The organism is Kitasatospora sp. NPDC101157, from assembly GCF_044768255.1.
Classification (GTDB): Bacteria; Actinomycetota; Actinomycetes; order Streptomycetales; family Streptomycetaceae; genus Kitasatospora.
Genome location: NZ_JBIWPL010000002.1, coordinates 241491 through 265032, shown reverse-complemented (window position 1 = coordinate 265032; position 23542 = coordinate 241491). Strand labels below are relative to the sequence as shown.

Here is a 23542-nt window from a genome sequence, read left to right as displayed (position 1 = left end):
CCGGGCGGTCCGTCGGCCCGTTGTGCGTCGCGCGCGCCGACCCGCTAGCGTGGACCGCTTCGCCCCTACCGAGGTCCACGAGGAGAGCAGCGCCGTGTCCGACAGCTTCGCGCACCTGCACGTCCACACCGAGTACTCGATGCTGGACGGGGCGGCGAAGAACGGCAAGCTCTTCGCCGAGGCGGAGAGACAGGGCATGCCCGCCATCGCGATGAGCGACCACGGCAACATGTTCGGCGCGTACGAGTTCTTCCACGCGGCGGCGAAGACCGGGGTGAAGCCGATCATCGGCATCGAGGCGTACGTCGCGCCGGCCTCGCGCTTCCTGAAGAAGCAGGTGTTCTGGTCGCCGGGCGGTCAGCGCCCGACCGGCGCCGACGGCGAGGGCGGCAAGGACGTCTCCGGCGGCGGCCGCTACACCCACATGACGATGTGGGCCCAGAACGCGACCGGCCTGCGCAACCTCTTCAAGCTCTCCTCGCTCGCGTCGATGGAGGGCTACTACATGAAGCCCCGGATGGACCGCGAGCTGATCGCCGCCAACGCCGGCGGCATCATCGCCACCACCGGCTGCCCCTCCGGCGAGGTGCAGACCCGGCTGCGGCTGGGCCAGTACGAGGAGGCGGTCAAGGCCGCGGGCGCGTACCAGGACATCTTCGGCAAGGAGAACTACTTCCTGGAGCTGATGGACCACGGCCTGGACATCGAGCGCGACGTCCGCGAGGACCTGCTGCGACTGGCCAAGCAGCTGAACATCCCGCTGCTGGCCACCAACGACTCCCACTACGTCACGGCCGACCAGGCCGACGCCCACGACAGCCTGCTCTGCGTCGGCGTGGGCAAGAACAAGGACGACCCGAACCGCTTCAAGTTCCAGGGCACCGGCTACTACGTGAAGACCGCCGAGGAGATGCGCGAGCTCTTCCGCGAGCTACCGGAGGCCTGCGACAACACCCTGGCGATCGCCGAGCGGGTCGAGTCGTACGAGGAGGTCTTCACCTACGTCGACCGGATGCCCCAGTTCGACGTGCCGGAGGGCGAGACCCAGGCCTCCTACCTGCGCAAGAAGATCGAGATCGGGCTGAAGCACCGCTACGGCGACAACCCCAGCCAGGAGGTGCTGGACCGGATCGAGCTGGAGATGGGCGTGATCACCCCGATGGGGTTCGACGCCTACTTCCTCGTGGTGGCCGACATCTGCCAGTACGGCCGGGACAACGGCATCCCGGTCGGCCCGGGCCGTGGCTCGGCGGCGGGCTCGATGGTCGCCTACCTCACCGGGATCACCCAGCTGGACCCGCTGGAGCACGACCTGCTGTTCGAGCGCTTCCTCAACCCCGAGCGCATCAACCCCCCGGACGTCGACATCGACTTCGACGACCGTCAGCGCGACCAGATGGTCCGCTACGTGACCGAGAAGTACGGCGCCGCGTACACCGCCCAGGTCAACACCTTCGGCACGATCAAGGCCAAGGCCGCCGTCAAGGACGCCAACCGCATCCTCGGCTACCCGTTCTCGATGGGTGACCGGATCACCAAGGCGATGCCGCCGGACGTCATGGGCAAGGGCGTGCCGCTGGCCGACCTGTTCGACGAGAAGCACGCCCGGTACAACGAGGGCACCGAGATCCGGGCGCTCTACCAGAACGAACCGGACGTCAAGAAGATCATCGACACCGGGCGCGGCATCGAGGGCCTGATCCGCGGCACCGGTGTGCACGCGGCCGCCGTCATCCTCTCCTCCACCCCGCTGCTCGACCTGATCCCGCTGCACATGCGGGACAAGGACGGCGTGATCATCACCGGCTTCGACTACCCGTCGTGCGAAGCCATGGGCCTGATCAAGATGGACTTCCTGGGTCTGCGGAACCTGGGCATCATCGACCACTGCATCAAGATCGTGAAGGCCAACCGGGGCATCGACGTCGACATCGAGAAGATCCCGATCGACGACCCCACCACCTACCAACTGCTCGCCCGCGGCGACACCCTGGGCGTGTTCCAGCTCGACGGCGGGCCCATGCGCGCCCTGCTCAAGCTGATGAAGCCCACCGAGTTCGCCGACATCTCCGCCGTCTCCGCGCTGTACCGGCCCGGCCCGATGGGCATGAACTCCCACACCAACTACGCGCTGCGCAAGAACGGCCAGCAGGAGATCATCCCGATCCACCCCGAGCTGGAGGAGCCGCTCAAGGACGTCCTCGGCCCCACCTACGGCCTGATCGTCTACCAGGAGCAGGTCCAGCGAGCGGCCCAGGTGCTGGCCGGCTACTCGCTCGGCCAAGCAGACCTGCTGCGCCGCGCGATGGGCAAGAAGAAGAAGGAGGTGCTGGAGAAGGAGTTCGTGCCCTTCCACGCGGGCTGCAAGGAGCGCGGCTACTCCGACGAGGCCATCCAGGCGGTGTGGGACGTCCTGGTCCCGTTCGCCGGCTACGCCTTCAACAAATCGCACTCCGCCGCGTACGGCCTGGTCTCGTACCAGACCGCCTACCTGAAGGCCAACTACCCGGCCGAGTACATGGCCGCGCTGCTGACCTCCGTCGCCGACGACAAGGACAAGATGGCCGTCTACCTGGCCGAGTGCCGGCAGATGGGCATCAAGATCCTCTCGCCGGACGTCAACGAGTCGGTGGTCGACTTCACCGCCGTCGGCAGCGACGTCCGCTTCGGCCTCAAGGCCGTGCGCAACGTCGGCGTGCCCGTGATCGAGTCTCTGGTCGGCACCCGGGAGGAGAAGGGCAAGTACACCTCCTTCGCCGACTTCCTGGACAAGGTCGAACTGGTGGTCTGCAACAAGCGCACCGTCGACTCCCTGATCAAGGCCGGCGCCTTCGACTCGCTCGGCCACACCCGGCTGTCGCTCAGCAGCGTGCACGAGAGCGCGATCGACTCCGTCACCGGGCTCAAGAAGCAGCAGGCCATCGGCCAGGACGACCTGTTCGGCGCCCTCGACCCCGGCGACGGCGGCGGGCCCGGCATCGGACTGGACTTCCAGCTCACCGACAACGAGTGGCCCCGGCGCCAACTCCTCGCCCTGGAGCGGGAGATGCTCGGTCTGTACGTCTCCAGTCACCCGCTCGACGGCGCCGAGCACATCCTCTCCCAGAACCGCGACACCTCGATCGCCGAACTCCTCGGCTCCGGCCGCTCGGAGGGCGAGGTCCGGCTGTCCGGGCTGATCACCGCCGTCGACCGGCGGATCAACAAGGCGGGCAACGCCTGGGCGATCATCACCCTCGCCGACCGCGACGGCTCGGTCGAGGTGCTGTTCTTCCCCGCGACCTACAACCTGATGGCCGACCAGATGGTCGAGGACAACGTGATCTCCGTCCGCGGCCGGCTCAACGAGCGCGACGGCTCGCTGAGCATCTTCGGCCAGGAGATCTCCACCCTCGACGTCTCCTCCGCCGAACTGGGCACCAAACCACCGGTCCAGATCACCGTGCCGGTCCACCGGATCACCCCCCAGATGGTGGCCGAGCTCAAGCTCGCGCTCCAGGCCCACCCCGGCGACGTCCCGATCCGGCTGCTCACCACCAACTGGGACAAGAACACCCTCTACGAGCTGGGCTTCCTGGTGAACCCCGACAACGGGCTCGCCTCGGACATCAAGACCCTCCTCGGCAACCGGGCCTGGACGGGGGCGGCGGTCCGCTCGTAGGGCTTGCCCCGGACTCCCTGACAGGACGAACGGGCCCCGGGCCGGCCGCAGCCGGTCCGGGGCCCGCGCAACGGGTCCTCGGGGCGAGGGGACGGCCGTCTCAGCCGTCGTTCTCGGCGGAGGGGATGTAGGCGCCGGGGACGTCGTTCGGGGCGTGGATCTCGTCCTCGCCCGGGTAGGGGGTGGTCCAGTTGTGGGTCTGGTACCACGTCAGGTGGTTCATCTGGGCCGGGTTCGCGCGGTCCGGGGCGGCCTTGGGGCCGGTCAGGTGCTGCTGGGACTTCCAGGTGTCCCACTGGGCGGCGACGCCCTGCTCAGCCGCCGGCGGGGCGGCGGTCACCGGCGCCGCCGCCGCGCTGCGGTCCTGGGCACCGGGGACGTCGACGCCGCAGGACGGCGGGGTCTTCAGGCCGTCGGTCAGCGAGGTCCGGTTGGGCACCGCGGTGAACGGGGTGTAGTCGGGTTTGTCGGTGAAGGCGGTGGCCATCGGGGTGGCCGCGCTGTCCTTCTGGTTCATCGGGTGGATCCCGAGGATCTGCTCGATGGTGCGGACCATGGTGATCTGCGAGTAGTAGCGGCTGTCGACGGCGCCGTGCTGGGCCCACGGGCTGATGATCTGGATCGGGGCACGGTGGCCGTCCACGTGGTCCAGGCCGGCCTGGGAGTCGTCCTCGACCACGAAGATCGCGGAGTCCTTCCAGTACTCGCTGTGCGAGATCTCCTGCACGATCCTGCCGACCGCCAGGTCGTTGTCGGCGACCTGAGCGGCCGGAGCGGCCGGGCCGCCGGTGTGGTCGCTGGACAGCCAGAGCATGTTGAGCGCCGCCGGGCCGTTCTGCTCGAAGTCCTGCTTCCAGATCTGGTACCGGTACTGGTCCGGCACGTCGAGGTCGAACTTGGGGAAGCCGGGCACCGACACGTCGTTGAGCGAGGGGATCGGCGAGGAGGAGTTGAGCGGGTAGGCGGTGTCGTCGCCGGTCGCCTCCATGTTCTTGGCGTCGCAGTACAGGTTCTGCCAGTTCGCGCCGGCGGGCTTGGTCAGGAACTGGTGGAACTCGCCGAAGTCGCGCACGTCCTGGCCGGCCGCCTGCGCACCCGTCCACAGGAAGCCCGAGCGCTGGTGGCCCAGGGCGTCGTCCTCGGTGTCGTAACTGCGCTCGTACTCGCCCGCCGAGGACTCGGTGTACTCCGGGTTGTCCGCCTGCATCAGCCAGTTGTGGCCCTCGGCGGAGTTGGTGCCGATGTCGTAGGTGTTGTCGTAGAGCCCGAACTGCTTGGCCAGCGCCTGCTGGTTGGGCGTCACGTTGGCGCCGAACTGGGCCAGCTTCGGGTCGCCGTTGCCCTTGCCGATGTCGCCGAAGACCTGGTCGTAGGTCCGGTTCTCCTTGACGATCAGGAAGACGCGCTTGATCGTCGACGGGTCGCCGATCCGGGCCGGTACCGCGACGGGCTTCGCCCCGCGCCGGTCGGCGGTCCGGACCGCGTTCCTGGTCCAGCCGTTCTGCTGGAAGACCTTCTCGGTCTGGGAACGGATCTCCTTGTCGCCCGGCAGGGTGAACTGGGTCAGGCTGGAGGTGGTGTCGTGGGTGTTGTGGGCGCCGGTGGAGTTGGGGCGCCGGGCGTCGATGCCGCGAGTGTTGGAGACGACCACCTTCGAGCCGACGGTGGTGACCTCGGCCGGGAAGTAGTCGGTGGGCAGCAGACCGACGTAGCTCACTGGCTCCTGGGCGCTGGTGAAGCGGTAGACGGCCACCGCGTTGGCGCGGCCGAGGGTGACCAGCAGGCGGCCGTCGTCGGTGAGCGCCACCGAGGTCGGCTCGTAGCCCACCGAGGCCTCCGGCCACGGCTTGGTGGAGATCCGCTGGACGACCTTGTCGTGCTTGGTGTCGATGACCGACACCTGGTCGGAGGAGGTGTCGGTGACGAAGACCGTCCCGTTCTTGGCGTACACCGCGGTCGGGTGCAGGCCGACGTCGATCGAGCCGACGGCGGCGGACGGGGCGGAGAGGTCGATGACGCTGACGGTGCCCGAGGTCGCGGCGCCGGTGTCCGGGTCGGCCGGGACCTGGGTGCCGTAGGAGTTGAGGGTGTCGTCGTCAGCGGTCGCCGGGCGCCCGCCCTCGTTGCTGACGTACAGCTTGTGCCCGACCTGCACGATGCCGCGCGGCGCGTTGCCCACCGTCCAGCTCTGCCCGAGCGCGCCGGTGGCCGTGTCGATCGCGACCACCCGGTTCTGGCCGTTGACGGCCGCGTACAGCGTGGAGCCGTCGGCGGAGAACACCGCGCCGGAGGCCAGCGCGTGCTTGTCGCCGTCGGCCGGGATCACCACCTTCACCGGGTCGGCGAGCGAGCCGTCGGCCTTGACGGTGAACCGGGTGTAGCCGTCGAGCTGGCCGAGCCACAGCTGCTTGCCGTCCGGCGAGTAGACCGGGGCCTCCTGGCCGACCGAGCCGTCGGTCAGCTTGAGGTCGGCTGTCTTGGCCTTGCCGGCCCGCTGCTGCACCCGGCCGGTCCTCAGGTCCACCACGACCAGCGAGGCGTCGCCGTCGGCGAGCGAGGCGGCCAGGTGGGTGCCGTCCGGGCTGACCCGGGAACCCATCAGCTTGCCGTTGTTGATCACCAGCCGGTCGCCGTACGGGGCTATGTACTGGTCGCTGGATATCACCTGGCCGTCGGCGGTGACCTGGCCGACCTGGTCGGTGCCGAACTGCTGGGTGGCCGCGAAGGCCGTGCCGGTGGCCACGGCCACCGCCGTGATGCACGCCGTGGCCAGGGTGGCCCGGCGGCCCACCCGCCGGGCGAGCAGCACCGGGTGCTCCTTCTGGACACGTCGACGACGCGTTACCTGCATGGCGTCAGCCCTTCGTTGTGAGTGCGCGGTTGCGCCTGGGGATGTCTGGGTGCGGGGAGCTTCGGGGCGACGGGCCCGGTCAGCCGGTCGCGGGGGCGAACAGGTCGATCTGGCCGTCGAACTGCCACAGCGGGTTCGGCGCGTCGCCGGCCCCGGTGTGCACCAGGAAGTAGCCGTTCACTTCCTTCGGGCCGTCGCCGTCCGCCATCACCCGCCCGTCCGGGGCGACGTCCAGCTGGTAGACCGCCGTCCCCGGGGCCTCCGTCCCGGGCAGGTGCCAGGTGACGGTGCAGCGCCAGTCGTTGCCCGGGCCCTCCGGGTCGACCTGGCCGTCGCCCCGGCCGCAGTCCGCCGTGACCCGCAGGTCGGCCTCGGTGACGGCGGGGCGGTGCAACTGCTCGGTCTGCAGCCGGTACAGGTGCGCGAACACGGTGGCGACGGTGCGCTGCACCTTCGCCTGGCTGATCCCCGACCCGGTCGAGGGCGTGGCCACGGCGACCGCGCCGCAGGTCAGCACCAGCAGCCCGGCCAGCGGCGCCACCCCGAAGGCGAGTGTCCGGCGTCCGCCGCCGTCCTCGCTGCCGTTGGTGAAGTCCCGCCGGACGAACAGCAGGTACGCCGCGGTGGTCGCCACCACGGCCCACACCAGGCTCACCGCGACGGCGATCAGCAGCTCGGTCAGCCGCGCCGGGTCCGCGAACAGCCCGTTCCAGGAGACGAAGGCGTAACCGGGCAGGGCGAGGCGCAGCGCCACCGGCAGCGGCAGCATCTGGGCCAGCTGCATCGCGACGGCGGACAGCGCGGGGACGAGCAGCCCCATCGGGGAGCGGCCCAGGATGACGGAGCCGAGCAGCCCGAGAGCAGCCAGTGCCAGGGTGGGCGCCAGCGCGCAGACCCAGGCCAGCAGGACGCCCGCGGCCGCGTCGGACGGAGCCAGCCGGTGCCCGTCGACGCCGACCAGTGGCTGGTCACCGACCGCCGCCAGTCCGCCGACGGTACCCGAGGCCGCCAGTCCGGCCACCAGCAGCGCGAGCACGGTCGCGCCCGCCAGGGTCTTGGCCAGGAAGATCCGCCGCGGCGAGCGGACCGCGACCAGCAGGTGCCGCCAGGTCCCGAGGCGGTCCTCGGCGGCGAACACGTCACCCGCTACCACCGAGGTCAGCAGCGGCAGCGCCCAGGAGCCGGCGAAGCCCAGCACCACCAGTGGGCCGGCCCAGCCGCTGGCGTGCATCCAGCGGCCGAACAGGGTGTCGGAGGGCAGCGTCCCCTGCTGGGCCACGGCCGCCACGAACAGCCCGGGCAGCGTCCAACAGGCCAGTGCCAGCAGACGGATCCGCCACTGCGAGACGAGCTTGACCAGCTCGAAGCGGTACACCCGGCCCACCGGCACCCGGCGTGCCCCGACTGCGGCGGCGGGGCCGGTTCCGGCCACCGCCCTTCCGGCCGTGACCGTGCTCATCGCCCGCCCTCCCGCTGTTCCGCCGTGAGCTGCTCCTGGGTGAGGGCGAGGTACGCGGCCTCCAGCGGCGACACCACGGGGGCGACCTCCCGTACCCGTACGTCCTCCCGCACGAGCGCGGCCACCAACTCCTCGACGGCGGGCCGGGAGGCGCGCACCACCAGCGCCTCGGTGCCGCGCCACGCCCCGGCGCCGTCCACCACCCGCACTCCCGCGGTCCCGGCGGCCACCCGGTGGGCGGTCGGCGGGTCGGAGGTGAGCAGGCGGTGGTCCAGTTCGCGGGTCTCGGCCGCCAGGCCGCCCAGCGGGCCGGAGAAGCGCACCCGCCCGGTGGCGAGGATCGTCACCTCGGAGCAGAGCGCCTCCAGGTCGTCCATCCGGTGGCTGGACAGCACGACCGTCACGCCGTCGTCCGCGAGCCTGCGCAGCGCCCCGTGGACGTGCTGCTTGCCCGCCGGGTCCAGGCCGTTGGAGGGCTCGTCGAGCACCAGCAGCCGCGGTTCGGTGAGCAGCGCGGCGGCCAGTCCGAGCCGCTGGCGCATGCCCAGCGAGAAGCCCCGCACCCGGTCGTCGGCGACGTCGGTGAGTCCGACCTCGGCCAGCACCTCGTCGATCCGCCGGGCCCCGGTGTCCTGACCGCGCAGCGCCGCCAGTGCCGCCAGGTTCTTCCGGGCGGTCAGCGACGGGTACAGGCCGGGGCCGTCGACGAATCCGGCGACCCCGTCCGGTGCGGTCAGGGCCCGTCCGACCGGTGTGCCCAGCACCTCCAGCTCGCCGCCGTCGGCGACGGCCAGCCCGAGCAGCAGCCCCAGCAGGGTGGTCTTCCCGGCGCCGTTCGGCCCGGCCAGCCCGTGGATCCGCCCGGAAACCAGCTCCAGCCCGACCTCGTCGAGCGCCACGACGTCACCGAAGCACTTCGTCAATCCGCGTGCCCGTACGGCAGGTTGCGTGTCTTCCATGGCTCCTTCTCGCAGTCCCCCAGGGAAGTTAGGGGGTTGGCGGGACGGAGTCGAGACCGCGTGGTTGAACACCGATGGAACAGCTGACGGTCGGGGCCCGGTTCACCGGCGTGGCAGGCGTGGGCCGGCCACACCGGCGGATCGGAGCCTGGCCTCGGTCAGCGCGGTCAGCCGGGCGGCGGCCGGCGCCTGCTCCTCGCGGTGCCGGTCGATCAGCCGGTACTGGGTGGCGGCCCTGCTCCAGGCCTCCAGGCTGCCCGGGTCCCCCAGCAGAGCGGGGTTGGCGAGGTAGCGGTCGGCCATGGCGGCGGCGAGTTCCTCGATCCCCGGGTCGTCCGGGTTCCGGTTCCGGGCCTCCCAGCCGCGCTGGGCCAGCTCGACGAAGCCGGGGTCGTCGAGCTGGTGTTCCAGCTGGGTGAGGAAACCGTCGAAGCCGTCCGGCACCAGCACCCGGGCCAGCACCAGCGCCTCGCGCTGCGCGGCCACGTAGTCCGGCTCGAAGCCGAGGGCGGGCATCCGGTCGAGGATCGCGCAGGCGCGGTCGGGCAGCAGGGCCCGGTCGCCCTCGGCGAGGCGGTGCAGCGTCTCCCGGCGCGCCGCCAGCTCGGCGATCCGTTCGGCGAGCCGCCGTTCGACGTCGGCCAGGGCGGCGGCGAACTCCTCGGCGTCGGCGTCGAGCAGGGGCCCGATCTCGGCCAGCGGCACCCCTGCGGTGGCCAGGGTCCGGACCTGCACCAGCCGCAGCAACTCGTCCGAGTCGTACCGCCGGTAGCCGGAGGCGTCGCGCCGTGGTTCGTCGACCAGGCCGTGATCGTGGTAGTGCCGCACCGTCTTCACCGAGACGCCGAGGAACGCCGCGGCCTGACCGATCGTGACTCCGCTCATCATCTGCCCACCTTCTCGTGCGTCCGGACCGGGCGGGGAGGCGCCCCCCTACTCCCGGCGTGGCGCCGCTGAACACCTCGGCGACGAGCCGCTGTTGGGCCTTCCGGAAGGCTCCCGCGATGGTGAGCTCCGCGTCGTCCACCCAGGTCAGCCCGGCGGTCAGGGTCCTGCTGCCGTCGGGGGAGCCGTACATCAGCGCCGCCGAGCCCATGGTGGCGCCGTTGTGGTGGAAGACGGTGCCGCCCTCGGTCTCCTGCGCGAACAGCCCCAGGCCGTAGCCGACGGTCGCCTCCGGCGTGCGCATCTCGTCCAGCAGCCCGGCCGGCAGCAGCCTGCCGCCCATCAGGGCGGAGAAGTACGTGTGCAGGTCCCGGGTGGTCGAGATCATGTCGCCACCGGCTCCGACCCAGGACGGGTTCTGCCGGGTGACGTCGACCGTCCGCTCCTGCCCGGCGTCCTGGTAGCGGTAGTAGCCGTGGTTGTGCGGCTCGGGGATCTCCGCCGAGGAGCCCGGCGCCACGGTGCCGGTCATCCCCAGCGGCCCCAGGATCCGCCGCTGCAGCTCCTCGGCGAACGGACGGCCCGTGACCTTCTCGACCACCAGCCGGGCCAGCACGTAGTTGGTGTTCGCGTAGCTCCAGCCCGCACCCGGCGCGAACCGGGCCGGCCTGGACAGCGACAGCCGTACCAGTTCCTCGGGCAGGTAGGTCTTGAACCGGTTGTCCACCCACTCCTTGCCCTGCCAGGGGACCCCCGGCACGATCGTCCCGTCCTCGTGGAGTTCGCCGGTGTGGTTGAAGATCCCGCTGGTGTGCTGCAGCAGCATCCGCAGGGTGATCCGCCGGTCGAGGCCGAATTCGGGCAGGTGGTCATCGGCCGGGGTGTCCAGCGTGATCCTGCCCTCCGCCACCAGCAGCAGCACCGAGGTCGCGACGAAGCTCTTGGTGCTGCTGCCGATGCGGAAGTGCCCGTCGGTCAGCGGGGCCGCGCCGGAGCCCAGCTCGCGGACTCCGGCGCTGCCGACCCACTCCCCCTGCTCGTCGGTCACCCGCAGCTGTACACCGAGGAAGCCGGAGCTGGCGAGATCCTCGATCGCTCGCCGCAGTTCCGGGCGGTCCTGGCCGGGGCGGGTGGTGGAGAGGGGGGCGGGGAGGGGGGTGGACATGGTGTTCCTCGGAGTCCGTCGGGTCCGGATCGGTGTCCGGCTGGTGCGACGAATCTCCACCCTGCCCCAGGGGAGGGCTCAAGTGTGTCCCGGCTCACGGTCCGGGGAGCCGACGGGCTGCGCTCAGCCGGTGACCTCGATGGTGACGTCGTAACTGCGCTGGTCCGGAGAGCAGTTGACAGCCTCACCGCAGGAGGTGCGCGAGGTGGTGAGGTGCGCCGTGCCCGCCGTCCGGGCGACGAAGGAGGCGGTGACGGTGCCGCAGCCGCCGCCCGGGCGGCAGGAGGGGGCCGGCGCGGTGGTCGGGGCGCCGGCCGGGGCGAGGAGGTCGGTGGCGGAGCTGGTGACGGCGGACCAGTAGGTGCCGTGCAGTTGGACCGAGACGGTCGCGCCGACGGCGACCTTCAGGGTGGTGTGGTTGGCGTGTTCGTCGGCGGTCACGGGGGCCGGGGTGGTCAGGGCCGTGGTGGTGGGCGCCGGGGCGGACGCGGCCGTCGCGGCCCCCTTGGAGCCGCAGCCGGTCAGGGCCAGCAGGGCGGCGGCGCAGGTCAGGGCGAGGGCGGCGGGTCTTCTCAGGTTCACGGTGGTTCCTTGGTGCAGAGGTGGGAGCGGTACCGGTTCGACGCACCGGCGGCCGGATCGGATCCCCCCGAAACCGAAGAAACACACCGGGGCGGGCACGAGGCCCACCCCGGTGCGTCGAGCCGAGGCGATCGTCAGGAGACGGTCACGTCGTCGTAGTAGGTCAAGGTCGGGTCACCCGCGTAGTTGTCGTCGTGGTTGCTCAGGGTGAGCGTGTACGAGTGACCGGGGGTGACGGTCGCGCTCTGGTTGGTCCAGCTCGCGGTGGCGGAGCAGGTCTTGGCGAGGACCGTGGTGGTCGTGCCGGTGGTGTTGTCCTTCAGGGTCGCGGTGGCCCAGTCGTAGGTCACGGTGTCCGGGCAGGTGTTGCTGTACCAGAAGGACAGCTTGCTGGAGCCGGTCGGCGCGGTGAAGGTCTGGGCGGCGGAGGAGTCCGTGCTCGGGCTGCTGGAGCCGAGCTGCAGGCCGTAGCTGCCGCTGTGCGCGGCCGCGCCGAGGACGGAGGCGCTGCCGCTGGTGGTCCAGCCGGTCGCGTTGCCGTTCTCGAAGCCGCCGTTGGTGACGGCGTTGCCGCCGCCCGAGGTGGACGACTCGGTCCAGGTGAAGGTGGTGTTGCCCGCGGCGCCGGTGGAGTCGGTCGCGGTGACCGTCACGCTGGAGGTGCCGACGGCGGTCGGGGTGCCGGAGATCAGACCGGTCGAGGAGTTGATCGACAGGCCGGCGGGCAGGCCGGTGGCCGAGTAGCTCAGGGTCTGGCCGGAGGCCGAGTCAGTGGCGTGGATCTGCAGGCTGGCCGCGGTGCCGACGGTGCCGGACTGGTTGCCCGGGTTGGTGACGGTGACCGTGTTGCCGTGGGTCAGGATGGCGTGCGAGATCGCGCAGGAGTTGGTGTCGTTCGACCAGCTGGCCTGCTCGGCGAAGGTTCCGTAGGAGCCGAAGGAGATGTTCGCGGCGCCGCCGGCCGAGCCCGGCTGGATCCAGGCGCACTCGTCCGAGTTCTCCTGGCCGTTGTACGAGCTGCCGCTCACGTGGTTGGTCCAGCCGCCGGCCGGGTTCTGGTCGGACATCATCTCGTGCCACTCGTGGCCGAGGGTCATCGTGTAGCCGTCCAGCGTGCCGGGCGAGTTGACGAAGCCGACGCCGCAGGTGCTGCCCTGGTCGATGTTGTACGGCTGGTTGGAGAAGGCGATGTCGCCGTAGGGCGAGCTGGCCGCGCCACCGGTGAGGGTGGTGTCGCCGTTCCAGTCGTGCCAGGCGCAGTACCCGGTGGTGGGGTTCTGGTAGTCGTCCGGGTTGGTGCCGTGCGGCGACAGGATGACGTAGTACGCGTCGCGGTTGGCGGCGGCCGTGGTGTTGCCGAAGTGGCCGGCGGCCTTGACGGCCTCCTGGGCCAGCTGGTTGCCGGTGGCCTGGGAGGGCGAGGCGGCCGCGTTGTCGTACCAGACGCCGGACAGCACGCCGCCGCTCTGGTACGGGATGAAGTTGGCGTTGGACGGGCAGCTGGTGGCACCGGTGGAGACGTTGGGGCCGTCGCACCACTGGGTCAGGTCGGCCGACCAGGTCTCGCCGTTGGTGCCGATGCCCTTGAACATCTGCTGGGTGGCACCGGCGGCGCCGGCCGAGTCGCCGGAGAACTTCGCGTTCCCGTTGGCGTCGGTGGTCTGGGTGCCCCACTGGGTGCCGTAGAAGACCAGGTAGACCTTGGAGTGGCCGCTCTGCACGCCGATGCCGTCGACGCCGCCGCCGTAGGACAGCGTCTCCTGGCCGGTGGCCGCCGCCTGGTTCTTGGCGGCGAGCCACTTCCTGTACTTCTCCTGCTGCTGCTTGCCCGGGACCGCGCCGTGGCGGTACGGGTGGCCGTTCTGCGGGCTCCAGGGGTTGAACTCGTTGCCGATGCTGCCCGAGGAGCTGGGGGTGTCCTGCGCGGCGGCGGGGCCGGCCGCACCGGCCAGGCCGGCGGCGGCGAGGGCGAGGGACGCCATGCCGGTGAGCGCTGCGTACTTCGCACGCCGCATTCTGTGGGAGTGACCCATGAGGTGAGGGTGCCTCTCTCTACCGATCGCCCGCACGGCCATGGGGGGCCGCGAACGATCCCTTTGTGGGGAAGGAGCAGACGGCGGAATCCACCCGAACGCCGAATCCGGTCATTTCTTCCGGGCAACCGGAATTGACGCTCTTTCGGTGGGGCTGCCTGCTGGGCATGAAGGAAAGCAGAGTTGATGAACGCAGGTCAACGGCCAGGGGTAAGGAAATATTAAGAACGGAGTTCGGGCAGCTGAAGGACCTGATCCAGAACCCTTCCGAAGGGTCCGTCATTCACTGAATAACGGTCAGGACTCTGTTTTCGCATTCAGTGAAAACGTCGCAGTTTCAACATATCTTCACGCGGGGAACGGTCGGTTCGACCACGACCGGGTCGGCGGTCGACCAGCAGGAGCGCAGCGCCCGTTACAGCCGCCCGCCGGCGCTGTCCGCCGACAGCCGCTGGGCCAGGTACACCGGGACCACGGAGAGCAGCACCAGCACCGCGGCCACCACGTTGACCACCGGGGCCTGGTTGGGCCGTGCCAGGTTGGCGTAGATCCAGATCGGCAGGGTCTGGACGCCCGGGCCGGCCGTGAAGGTGGTCACCACGATCTCGTCGAAGGACAGCGCGAAGGCCAGCAGCCCGCCCGCCAGCAGCGCCGACCGGACGGCCGGGAAGGTGACGTACCGGAAGGTCTGGAAGGTGTGGGCGCCGAGGTCCGCCGAGGCCTCCTCGGCCGAGGGGGACATCCGGCGCAGCCGGGCGACGACGTTGTTGAAGACCACGACGATGCAGAACGTCGCGTGGCCGATGACCACGGTGAGCACGCCGAAGCCGATGCCCGCGGGGCCGAGGACGGTCCTGAACGCGGCGTTCAGCGCCATGCCGGTGACGATGCCGGGCAGCGCGATCGGCAGGATCACCAGGAACGACACCGTCTGCCGGCCGAAGAACCGGTGACGCTGGACCGCGAAGGCGGTCATGGTGCCCAGCACCAGGGCCACCAGGGTGGCCCCCGCCCCGGCCTGCAGCGAGGTGAGGACGGCGCTGCGCGCGCCCTCGGACCGCCAGGCCCGGACCCACCACTCGGTGGTCAGCCCGGCCGGCGGCCAGGCGAAGGAGCGGTCCCGGTTCAGCGAGTTGAGCAGGACCAGCAGCAGCGGCAGGTAGACCACGGCGAGGCCCGCGACCATGGCCAGGCGCAGCGCGATCCGGGTGCGGCGGGAGAGGTTCACGGGACGTGCCCCCTACAGGGAGTCCAGGGCGCCGGTGCGGCGCACGGCGAGCAGGTAGCCGACGATCAGCGCCACCGGTACGCAGGACAGCGCGGCGGCCAGCGGCAGGTTCAGCGTCACGTTGTCGGCGATCGCCGTGCCGAGCACCTGGGTCTTCCCGCCGACGATCCGCACGGTGACGTAGTCGCCCAGGCTGAGCGAGAAGGTGAACACCGACCCGGCGAACACCGAGGGCAGCACCTGCGGGAGGACCACCGAGCGGAAGGTCCGTCCGGCGGAGGCGCCCAGGTCGGCCGAGGCGTCGAGCAGGCCGGCGGGCAGGTTCTCCAGTCCCGCGTGGATCGGGAGGATCATGTACGGCAGCCACAGGTAGGCGAGGACGACGATCACCGCCGTGGTGCCGTACCCGGGGCTGGAGAGCCCCAACGGGCGCCCCAGCCAGTCGAGTACGCCGCCCTGGCTGAGGATGACCCGCCAGGCGTAGGCCTTCACCAGGTAGCTGGCCCACAGCGGGGTCAGCACCGCGACCACCAGCAGCTTGCGGGTGCGCGGCCGGGCGACCCGGGCCATGTAGAAGGCCATCGGGAAGGCCACCACGGCGTCGATCACGGTGACCGCGACGGCGATGCCCAGCGTGCGCAGGGCGACCGCCCGGTAGACCGGCTCGGTGAGGACGGTGGTGAAGTTGGCGGTGTTCCAGACCCGTTCGACGTCGTAGGTGAAGTCGTCGACGGCCCAGAAGGCGGACAGCAGCAGGACGGCGAGCGAGCCGAGGTAGGCGAGCACCAGCCAGGCCATCGGCGCCGAAAGCAGCAGCGCCAGCCGCAGTCCGGCGTACCGGTGCAGGACGGAGGCCGCCCGGCGCAGCGGCCGGGCGGCCGTGAGGGTCTGGACCATCAGCCCTTGATCTCGGTCCAGGCCGCCGTCCAGGCGGCGTAGTCGGTGCAGGTCACCGTACGGCCGTCCAGGCAGCTCTTCACGGGGGTGGTCCAGTAGTGGACGTCCTTCCAGTAGGCCTCGTCGGCGGCGTGGAAGGTGGTGCAGAAGTCCTTGTCCGTGGTCCGGTCGCAGGCCTTGGCGTTGGCCGGGGCCTCGCCGAACCACTGGGCGACCTGGGCGTTGGCGGTCGGTGAGACGATCCAGTTCATCCACCGGTAGGCGCAGTTGGGGTGCGCGGCCTTCGCCGACACCATCCAGGTGTCCGACCAGCCGGTGGCGCCCTCCTTCGGCAGCACGGCCTTGACCGGGGCGTGGTCGGCCTGCGCCATGTTGGCGATCACCTGCCAGGTGGTGCCGACCACGGTGTCACCGGTCCTGAAGGAGTTCTCCGACTTCTGGAAGTCGCTCCAGTACTCGCCGACCGCCTTGTGCTGGGCCTTCAACAGGTCGACGGCGGCCTTGAGTTGGTTCTGGTCCAGGGCGTAGGGGTTCTTGATTCCGAGCTCCGGCCTGGACTTCATCAGGTACAGCGCGGCGTCGGCGATGTAGATCGGGGAGTCGTAGGCGGTGACGTGGCCGCTGTAGGGCGAGGCGCCGTCGAAGACCACGCTCCAGGAGTCCGGGGCCGGGGTGACCTTGTCGGTGCGGTACATCAGCAGGTTGGCGCCGCGGCCGTGCGGGATGCCGTACATCTGGCCGTTCACCGAGTTCCACGGCTGGTTCTTCAGGCCGTCGAAGACGTCGGCGTAGTTCTGGACCAGGGCGGTGTTGACGGGGGCGACGTCGCCGGCCGCGATCAGCCGCAGGGTCGCGTCGCCGGAGGCCGAGACGGCGTCGTACTGGCCGGTCTTCATCAGCGAGACCATCTCGTCCGAGGTCCCGGCGATCTTCGTGTTGACCTTGCAGCCGGTCTGCTGCTCGAAGGGGTGGACCCAGTCGACGGACTTGTCGTCCGAGCCGTCCTCGGCGTAGCCGGCCCAGGCGACCAGGTTCACCTGGCCCTCGCCGGGGCCGAGGGACTGGAGCACCGGCAGTTTCGGCGGGTTCAGGCCGCCGTGGCCGCCGGCCGTTCCGGCCGTACCGCCGCTGCCGCACCCTGCGGCGAGCAGGGCGGCGGCGGTTGCGGCGGCCGCGGTGCGGGCGATCCGGGAGATGCGCATGCGAGGTGTTCCGATCTTCGGGTCTTCGGGGGTGAGGGTGATGGGGGCGGTGAGCGTGACGGGGTGGTGAGGGTCGTTCGGGCTACGCGCCGACGCGGACGGTGTGCTTGCGGTGCCAGGCCAGGACGACGTCCGTGCCGCGGTGGCGCTGGACGTCGGCGGAGCCCTCGTCGAGGTTCTGCCGGACTGCGGTCAGCCGCCCGCCGGCCTCCAGGTCCACCAGGAACCGGGTCTGGCCGCCCGCGTAGACGACCTCGGCGACCCGCCCGGCGGCGGACAGCTCGTCGGGCCCGGCGGGGTCGTCCGGGTGCGCCATCCGGATCTTCTCCGGCCGGACGCTGAACAGCCCGGCCTCGCCCACGACCCGCTCGGCCGCCGCGCCGTCCAGCAGGTTGGAGGTGCCGACGAAACCGGCGACGAAGGCGGTGGCCGGGTGCTCGTACACCTCGGCGGGCGCGCCGACCTGCTCGATCCGCCCCGCGTTGAACACCGCCACCCGGTCGCTCATCGTCAGCGCCTCGTCCTGGTCGTGGGTGACGAACACGAAGGTGATCCCGACCTCGCGCTGGATCCGCTTGAGCTCCGCCTGCATCTCGTGCCGCAGCTTCAGGTCGAGCGCGCCGAGCGGCTCGTCGAGCAGCAGCACCTTCGGGCGGTTCACCAGCGCCCGGGCCAGGGCCACCCGCTGGCGCTGGCCGCCGGAGAGCTCGGCCGGCCGGCGGCGCTCGAAGCCCTCCAGGCGGACCATGGCGAGCGCCGCCCGCACCCGCTCCGCCCGTTCGGCCTTCGGCACCCGGCGGACCATCAGGCCGTAGCCGACGTTGCGTTCGATCGTCATGTGCGGGAAGAGCGCGTAGTCCTGGAACACCGTGTTGACGTCCCGGTCGAACGGCGGGAGCCCGGTGACGTCGGCCCCGCCGAGCAGCACCCGGCCGGCGGTCGGCCGCTCGAAGCCGGCGATCATGCGCAGCACCGTGGTCTTCCCGGAGCCGGACGGCCCGAGCATCGCGAAGAACTCGCCCTCGCCGATCTCCAGGTCCACCCCGTCGACCGCGCGGACCTGGCCGTCGAAGGACTTCGCCAGCCCTTCGAGCCGGACGGCACCGGCGGCCCGGTCCGGGTGGGGCGGGCTGTCGTCGCTCTTCAACTCCGGTGTCCCCTCTGCTCGGTGTCGGCGGGACGGACGGATCGGCCGTTCCGGTCGGATCTTTCGGAACACTAGGAGAAGATCCGTTCCTTGAAAGATCGGTAAACCTCGGGGATCGCCCGCTATGGGGCGAAGGCCCCGATCCGTCCCTGCTCGTCGGACCGCTGTCCGGGGAACGGGCAACTTCTTGATTAATCGCATCAGTGGCCGTCGTGGAGGGTGCTCGCTAGGCTGGCGGCATGGCACTGCGCAACGCGATCATGTCGACCCTGTTGGAGGGCGAGGCGTCCGGCTACGACCTGGCGAAGGCGTTCGACGCGTCGGTGGCGAACTTCTGGATGGCCACACCGCAACAGCTCTACCGGGAGCTGGACCGGATGGAGGCCGAGGGGCTGATCAGTGCCCGGGTCGTCGAGCAGGAGCGGCGGCCGAACAAGCGGCTGTTCTCGCTCACCGGGGCCGGCCGCGCCGCGCTGCGCTCGTTCACGGCCACGCCGCCGCGGCCGTCCGCGATCCGGGACGAGCTCCTCGTCCAGGTGCAGGCCGTGGACGCGGGCGACCCGGACGCCGTGCGCGCGGCGCTGCTGGAACGCCTGACGTGGGCGCAGGCCAAGATCGACCGCTACGAGCGCCTGCGAGCGCGACTGCTGGACGGGCGTTTCGAGGACGAGTACCTCGCCACGGCCGAACGGATCGGCCCGTACCTGACGCTGATGCGCGGTCTGTCGTTCGAGCACGAGAACCGGCGCTGGTGCGAGCAGGCGCTCGCGGTCCTGGAGCGGCGGGCCGCCACGCCGGCCCCCGCACAGGGGCCGGCCTGACGGTCGCCGGGGCCGGCCGGTCAGTGCACCTGGCGGGAACCCCCGACGGGCCGCAGTTCGGGGCGCTTCGCGGCCCGCCCGTCGCCGGAGGAGCGGCCGCGCAGCCGGCGCAGCAGCCACGGTCCGAGGAAGGTGCCGATCCAGGCCGACTCCTCGGTGGCCCGCCGCAGGATTCCCGCCACCGGGAGCGGCGGCAGCGGCTCCGCCCACCCGTCGTCGCTGCCCGGCAGTGCGAGCGCGTGGGCGGCCGCGGCGGCGATCCCGGCGTGGCCGAGCGGGCTGGCGTGCAGCCGGTCCGCGCTCCACATGCGCGGATCGGTCGTCACCCGGTGCGGGAAGAAGTCGACGACCACGACCCCGCGGTGGTCGGCCGTGGCCCGGAGGCGTGCGTTGAGGTCCAGGACCCGGGGTCGCAGCCCGCGGGCCAACGGCGCGATCCGCCCGATGTCGGGGAAGGTGAAGGTCAGCACCCGCGCCCCGGTGGCCGTGAAGGCGGCGAACATCTGGTCCAGCTCCGCCACGACCGCGCCCGCGTCGAAGCCCGGCCGCATCAGGTCGTTCATCCCGGCGACCACGGTGACCAGGTCCGGCCGCAACGCGAGGGCCGGCGCGAGCTGTTCGGCCCGCACCTGGCCGGCGAGCCGGCCGCGGACGGCGAGGTTGGCGTAGAGCAGGCCGGGTTCCCGCTCGGAGATCGTCTCGGCCAGTCGGTCCGCCCAGCCACGCCAGCCGGTCGTCCCGTCACCGTCGCCCAGGCCCTCGGTCTGGCTGTCGCCGACCGCGACGTAGCGGCGGAAGCCCGTCGTCGCACTCACGCCTCGGACGCGCCCAGCGCCTCGGCGGTGATCCGCTCGAACTGCGCGCCCATCGCGGCGGCGAGGGCCTGCGCGCCGGACAGGGGGCGGACCATCACCGTGAACTCGTCGATCAGCCCGTCCTCGTCGAAGTGGAGGAAGTCGCAGCCGTGCACTTCAAGGCCGTCGACGACGGCCTTGAAGACGAAGGCGCGGTCGCGGCCGTCGGTGCCGTTGATCTCGCGGACGTAGTGGAAGTCCTCGAAGACCCGACCGGCACCGCGCAGGATCGCGGCGGTGATGGCCTTGCCGGGGTAGGGCTTGAAGACGACGGGGCTGGTGAAGACGACGTCCTCGGCCAGGAGGGCCTCGATGGCGTCGTGGTCACCGGCCTCGACGGCTGCGCGGAAGGGGTGCACGGCGGGCTCCATAGTCAACAAATTGAATATCTTCCTGCGCGGGAGCCTAGCCGCGCGCTCCAGGTGCTGTCGAGGGGGCGTGCGGGCGGCCACCGCGCCCCCGGGTCCGACCGTGGGAGGACGCTGTCGCCGAACCGTTTTGTTAGCGCTCACAGATGCATAGGATGCCCAGCGGCGCGCCCTGGCCGGCACGGCAAGGCAGGGCGCGGCAAGGCTCGTTGACCGCAATGTTGACCGCTTCACCCCTGAACGAGGACCACATGACCGAGTCGAACCTCGTCGTGCTGTCGGCCGGTGACGCGGCCATCGCGCTCGACGTCACCGGACCCGACCTGCCCCGGGTGCTGCACTGGGGCGTCGATCCCGGCCTCCGCCCCGACGATGCCGCACAGGTGCTCGATGCCATGGGCCGGGGCCCGCGCCACCGGGCCGGGAGCCTGATGCCCTCCCAGGGGCAGGGCTGGTTCGGACGTCCGGCCCTGACCGGGCACCGCGACGGGCGGGTCCGCCCCCCGCGTTTCGAGCTCGTCGAACCGGTCGCCGTGCACGCCGCGGACGGCCGCGGCGGCACCGTCCACGTGCGGGCCCTGGACGGCGGCGCGGGGCTCGCGCTGGACACCGAGCTGCAGATGACGGAGCACGGCGTGGTGCGGCTGCGCCACACCCTGACCAACACCGCGACGGACACCTACACCCTGGACGTGCTGGCGTGCGTGCTGCCGGTCCCCGCCCACGCCGTGGAGCTGCTGGACTTCGCCGGCCGCTGGGCCCGTGAACGCTCCCCGCAGCGCGCCCCGCTGCGACAGGGCGTGTGGTCGCGGGAGAACCGCCGGGGCCGCACCGGCTTCGACGCCGGGCTCCTGCTCGCCGGCACCGCGGGCTTCGGCTTCCGGCACGGCCAGGTCTGGGGCGTGCACTCCGCCTGGAGCGGCGACCACGTCCAGTACGCGGAGCGGCTGGCCGACGGAACGACCGTCCTCGGCGGCGGCGAGCTCCTGGCGGCCGGTGAGATCCGACTGGCCGAGGGCGAGTCCTACCGGACCCCGTGGGTGTACTTCGCGACCTCCGGGACGGGCCTGGACGGGATCGGCCGCGGCTTCCACGACATGCTCCGGGCCCGACCCCGGCACCCGGCCACCGCCCGGCCGGTCACCCTGAACATCTGGGAGGCGGTCTACTTCGACCACGATCCCGAGCGGTTGCACGCCCTCGCGCGGACCGCGGCCGCGGTCGGCGTGGAACGGTTCGTCGTGGACGACGGCTGGTTCCGGCACCGCCGCCACGACCGGGCCGGCCTCGGCGACTGGTACGTCGACGAGGAGGTGTGGCCCGACGGTCTCCGTCCGCTCGCCGACCACGTCCACCGGCTCGGCATGCAGTTCGGTCTCTGGTTCGAGCCCGAGATGGTCAACCCCGACTCCGACCTGGCCCGGGCCCACCCCGACTGGCTCCTCGCCGACCCCGAACGCCTCCCGTTCGAGCAGCGCAGCCAGCACGTCCTGGACGTCGCGCACCCCGGCGCCCACGCCTATCTGCTGGAACGGATCAGCGCCGTGGTCGGGGAAGTGGGCGTCGACTACCTCAAGTGGGACCACAACCGCGACCTCGCCGACGCCGTCCACGACGGCCGGCCCGGCGTGCACGCGCAGACCACGGCGGTCTACCGGCTCCTGGACGAACTGCGCGCCCGCCACCCCGAGCTGGAGATCGAGTCCTGCTCCTCCGGCGGCGCCCGCGCCGACCTCGGCATCCTCGACCGCACCGACCGGATCTGGGGATCGGACAACATCGACCCGGTCGAACGCCAGGCCATCCAGCGTTGGACCGGCCTGCTGCTGCCCTACGAGCTGATCGGCTCCCACGTCGGCTCCGCGCCCGCCCACATCAGCCACCGCGACACCGCACTCGCCTTCCGCTGCGCCACCGCGCTGTTCGGCCACGCCGGCATCGAGTCCGACATCTCGGGTTGGTCGGAGGACGACCTGACCGCGCTCACCGCCTGGGTCAGCGCCTACAAGCAGCTGCGGCCACTGCTCCACGGCGGCCACGTCGTCCGCGCCGACCACCCCGACCCCGCCGCCTGGGTCCACGGCGTCGTCTCCCCGGACCGCGCCCACGCCGTCTTCGCCTACGTCCAGTTGGACACCTCCGTCGCCGAGAACGGGGCGCCCGTACGTCTCCCGGGCCTGGACCCCGCGACCCGCTACGCCGTGCGCGTGCGCCCCGAGGTCTCCTCCCCCGAGGAGACCTGGCCCGCCTGGGCGCGGCGGACCACCGCCCTCACCGTGACCGGCCGGTACCTGGACCACCTCGGCCTGGCCGCTCCGGACCTGGCCAACCGCCCCGGCCACGCGCTGGTGATCGAAGCCCAGGCTCAGCCACCCGCCGCGCAGGAGTGAACCGCCCGCCCACCGCGTCGGTGCCGTGCGTCTCCGCAGTGCACCGCCTCCGCGCACCGCGGAGGCGGCTGGGGGCGACGCTCCTGCCGTCGACCGCACCGCTGCGCCACGCCGAGCCCGGTCTCCCCCTGGGCGAGTTCGGTCTTCATCCCGGCTCCTGACCGGGTCCTGATGCGGTCGGTCCGGGCAGCCCGTACGCCCGGACCGCCGTGCCGCCGAAGACCTGGGCCCGCTCCCGGGCAGCGAGTCCGTCCGTCAACTCCTCGGCCGCGCCGACCACTTCCTGGTAGGAGGCGGCCAGCAGGCAGACCGGCCAGTCGGAGCCGAACATGACGCGGTCGGGTCCGAAGGCGTCCAGGGCGGTGTCGGCGTAGGGGCGCAGGTCGGCGACCCTCCAGGCGTCCCGGCGAGCCTCCGTCACCAGGCCGGAGAGCTTGCAGAAGACGTTGGGCTCGTCGGCCAGCTCCCGCAGGCGGCCGGCCCAGGGCTCGACCCCGCCGCGCGCGATCGGCGGCTTCGCGAGGTGGTCGAGGACGAACGACTGCTCCGGCAGCTCGCGTACGGCCTCGACGGCGGCGGGGAGTTGGTGGGGCAGGACGAGCAGGTCGTAGCGGAGGCCGGCCGCGCCGACCGCGCGCAGTCCGCGCCGTACGTCGGGCCGGGCCAGCCACTCCGGGTCGTCCTCGCCCTGGACGAGGTGCCGCACGCCCACCAGCCGGTCGCCGCCCGGCCCCTGCCGCAGTTCGGCCAGGGTGTCGGCGACATCGGGCGCGGTGAGGTCCACCCAACCGACCACCCCGGCGATCAGCGGCTCGGCCGCGGCCAGGGCGAGGAACTCCCGGGTTTCCGCCAGGTCCGGCAGGACCTGCACCAGCACGGTGCGGTCGATGCCCGCCGCGCGGACGTGGGGTGCGAGGTCGGCCGTCCCGAAGTCACGCCGGATCGCCGCCGACTCCGGTCCGTCCAGCCAGCTCTGCGGGCGCCGGCCCAGCTCCCAGACATGGTGGTGCGCGTCGACTCTCACCCGCGGTCACTCCTCG

At 71.6% G+C, this 23542-nt stretch carries 16 protein-coding genes and 1 pseudogene; 3 read left to right on the top strand and 14 right to left on the bottom strand.

The features are described from left to right. The first annotated feature begins 94 nt into the window (after positions 1–94). Positions 95–3661 carry a DNA polymerase III subunit alpha gene (gene dnaE, locus ACIRVF_RS04605; RefSeq protein ID WP_402813615.1) on the top strand — a complete coding sequence of 1189 codons (3567 nt, stop codon included), beginning with the start codon at positions 95–97 and terminating at the stop codon, positions 3659–3661. Positions 3662–3761: 100 nt separating this feature from the next. Here dnaE and ACIRVF_RS04600 read toward each other — a convergent pair whose 3' ends face one another. From ACIRVF_RS04600 to ACIRVF_RS04550, 11 genes and pseudogenes are all read right to left on the bottom strand, one after another. After that, the gene (locus tag ACIRVF_RS04600; protein WP_402813613.1) at positions 3762–6512 is read right to left on the bottom strand and encodes an alkaline phosphatase family protein; all 2751 of its coding nucleotides are present in this window, start codon (positions 6510–6512) and stop codon (positions 3762–3764) included. Between the two features lie 79 nt (positions 6513–6591). Beyond that, entirely contained in the window at positions 6592–7971 is a 1380-nt protein-coding gene (locus ACIRVF_RS04595; protein ID WP_402813611.1) for an ABC transporter permease, read from the bottom strand. Then, the gene (locus ACIRVF_RS04590) at positions 7968–8930 is read right to left on the bottom strand and encodes an ABC transporter ATP-binding protein (RefSeq protein WP_402813604.1); all 963 of its coding nucleotides are present in this window, start codon (positions 8928–8930) and stop codon (positions 7968–7970) included. Before ACIRVF_RS04590 ends, ACIRVF_RS04595 begins: the two co-directional genes overlap by 4 nt. Before the next feature lie 102 nt (positions 8931–9032). Further along, positions 9033–9818, bottom strand: coding sequence for a MerR family transcriptional regulator (locus tag ACIRVF_RS04585; RefSeq protein ID WP_402813600.1), 786 nt, complete (start codon positions 9816–9818; stop codon positions 9033–9035). Positions 9819–9879: 61 nt separating this feature from the next. Further along, positions 9880–10980: pseudogene (locus ACIRVF_RS04580) on the bottom strand (serine hydrolase domain-containing protein); the annotation flags it as partial. 123 nt (positions 10981–11103) lie between these two features. Continuing rightward, positions 11104–11562 (bottom strand): hypothetical protein, encoded by a 459-nt coding sequence (locus ACIRVF_RS04575; RefSeq protein ID WP_402813598.1) that lies wholly within the window; start codon positions 11560–11562, stop codon positions 11104–11106. Positions 11563–11696: 134 nt separating this feature from the next. Further along, on the bottom strand, positions 11697–13577 hold the full coding sequence (locus tag ACIRVF_RS04570) for a putative Ig domain-containing protein (RefSeq protein WP_402813596.1): 1881 nt from the start codon (positions 13575–13577) through the stop codon (positions 11697–11699). A gap of 433 nt (positions 13578–14010) precedes the next feature. Beyond that, positions 14011–14823, bottom strand: coding sequence for an ABC transporter permease (locus ACIRVF_RS04565; RefSeq protein ID WP_402813593.1), 813 nt, complete (start codon positions 14821–14823; stop codon positions 14011–14013). Between the two features lie 12 nt (positions 14824–14835). Then, positions 14836–15720, bottom strand: coding sequence for an ABC transporter permease (locus ACIRVF_RS04560; RefSeq protein WP_402813591.1), 885 nt, complete (start codon positions 15718–15720; stop codon positions 14836–14838). Continuing rightward, the gene (locus ACIRVF_RS04555; protein WP_402813588.1) at positions 15720–16922 is read right to left on the bottom strand and encodes an ABC transporter substrate-binding protein; all 1203 of its coding nucleotides are present in this window, start codon (positions 16920–16922) and stop codon (positions 15720–15722) included. The genes ACIRVF_RS04560 and ACIRVF_RS04555 overlap by 1 nt, the downstream gene beginning before the upstream one ends. Positions 16923–17004: 82 nt before the next feature. Then, complete coding sequence (locus tag ACIRVF_RS04550) at positions 17005–18069, bottom strand: ABC transporter ATP-binding protein (RefSeq protein ID WP_402813585.1); 1065 nt, start codon at positions 18067–18069, stop codon at positions 17005–17007. Between the two features lie 239 nt (positions 18070–18308). Between ACIRVF_RS04550 and ACIRVF_RS04545 the strand changes: the two genes are divergently transcribed. Next, positions 18309–18890, top strand: coding sequence for a PadR family transcriptional regulator (locus ACIRVF_RS04545; RefSeq protein WP_402813582.1), 582 nt, complete (start codon positions 18309–18311; stop codon positions 18888–18890). 20 nt (positions 18891–18910) lie between these two features. On the opposite strand, the gene ACIRVF_RS04540 is transcribed toward ACIRVF_RS04545, so the two are convergent. Then, positions 18911–19705 (bottom strand): SGNH/GDSL hydrolase family protein, encoded by a 795-nt coding sequence (locus tag ACIRVF_RS04540; RefSeq protein WP_402813580.1) that lies wholly within the window; start codon positions 19703–19705, stop codon positions 18911–18913. Next, the gene (locus ACIRVF_RS04535) at positions 19702–20103 is read right to left on the bottom strand and encodes a nuclear transport factor 2 family protein (RefSeq protein WP_402814612.1); all 402 of its coding nucleotides are present in this window, start codon (positions 20101–20103) and stop codon (positions 19702–19704) included. Before ACIRVF_RS04535 ends, ACIRVF_RS04540 begins: the two co-directional genes overlap by 4 nt. 260 nt (positions 20104–20363) lie before the next feature. Here ACIRVF_RS04535 and ACIRVF_RS04530 point away from each other — a divergent pair, with 260 nt between their 5' ends. After that, positions 20364–22502, top strand: a complete 2139-nt coding sequence (locus ACIRVF_RS04530; RefSeq protein WP_402813578.1) for an alpha-galactosidase — start codon at positions 20364–20366, stop codon at positions 22500–22502. Between the two features lie 145 nt (positions 22503–22647). Here the strand turns inward: ACIRVF_RS04530 and ACIRVF_RS04525 are convergent, their stop codons facing one another. Then, entirely contained in the window at positions 22648–23526 is an 879-nt protein-coding gene (locus ACIRVF_RS04525) for an amidohydrolase family protein (RefSeq protein WP_402813576.1), read from the bottom strand. Positions 23527–23542: the final 16 nt, after the last annotated feature.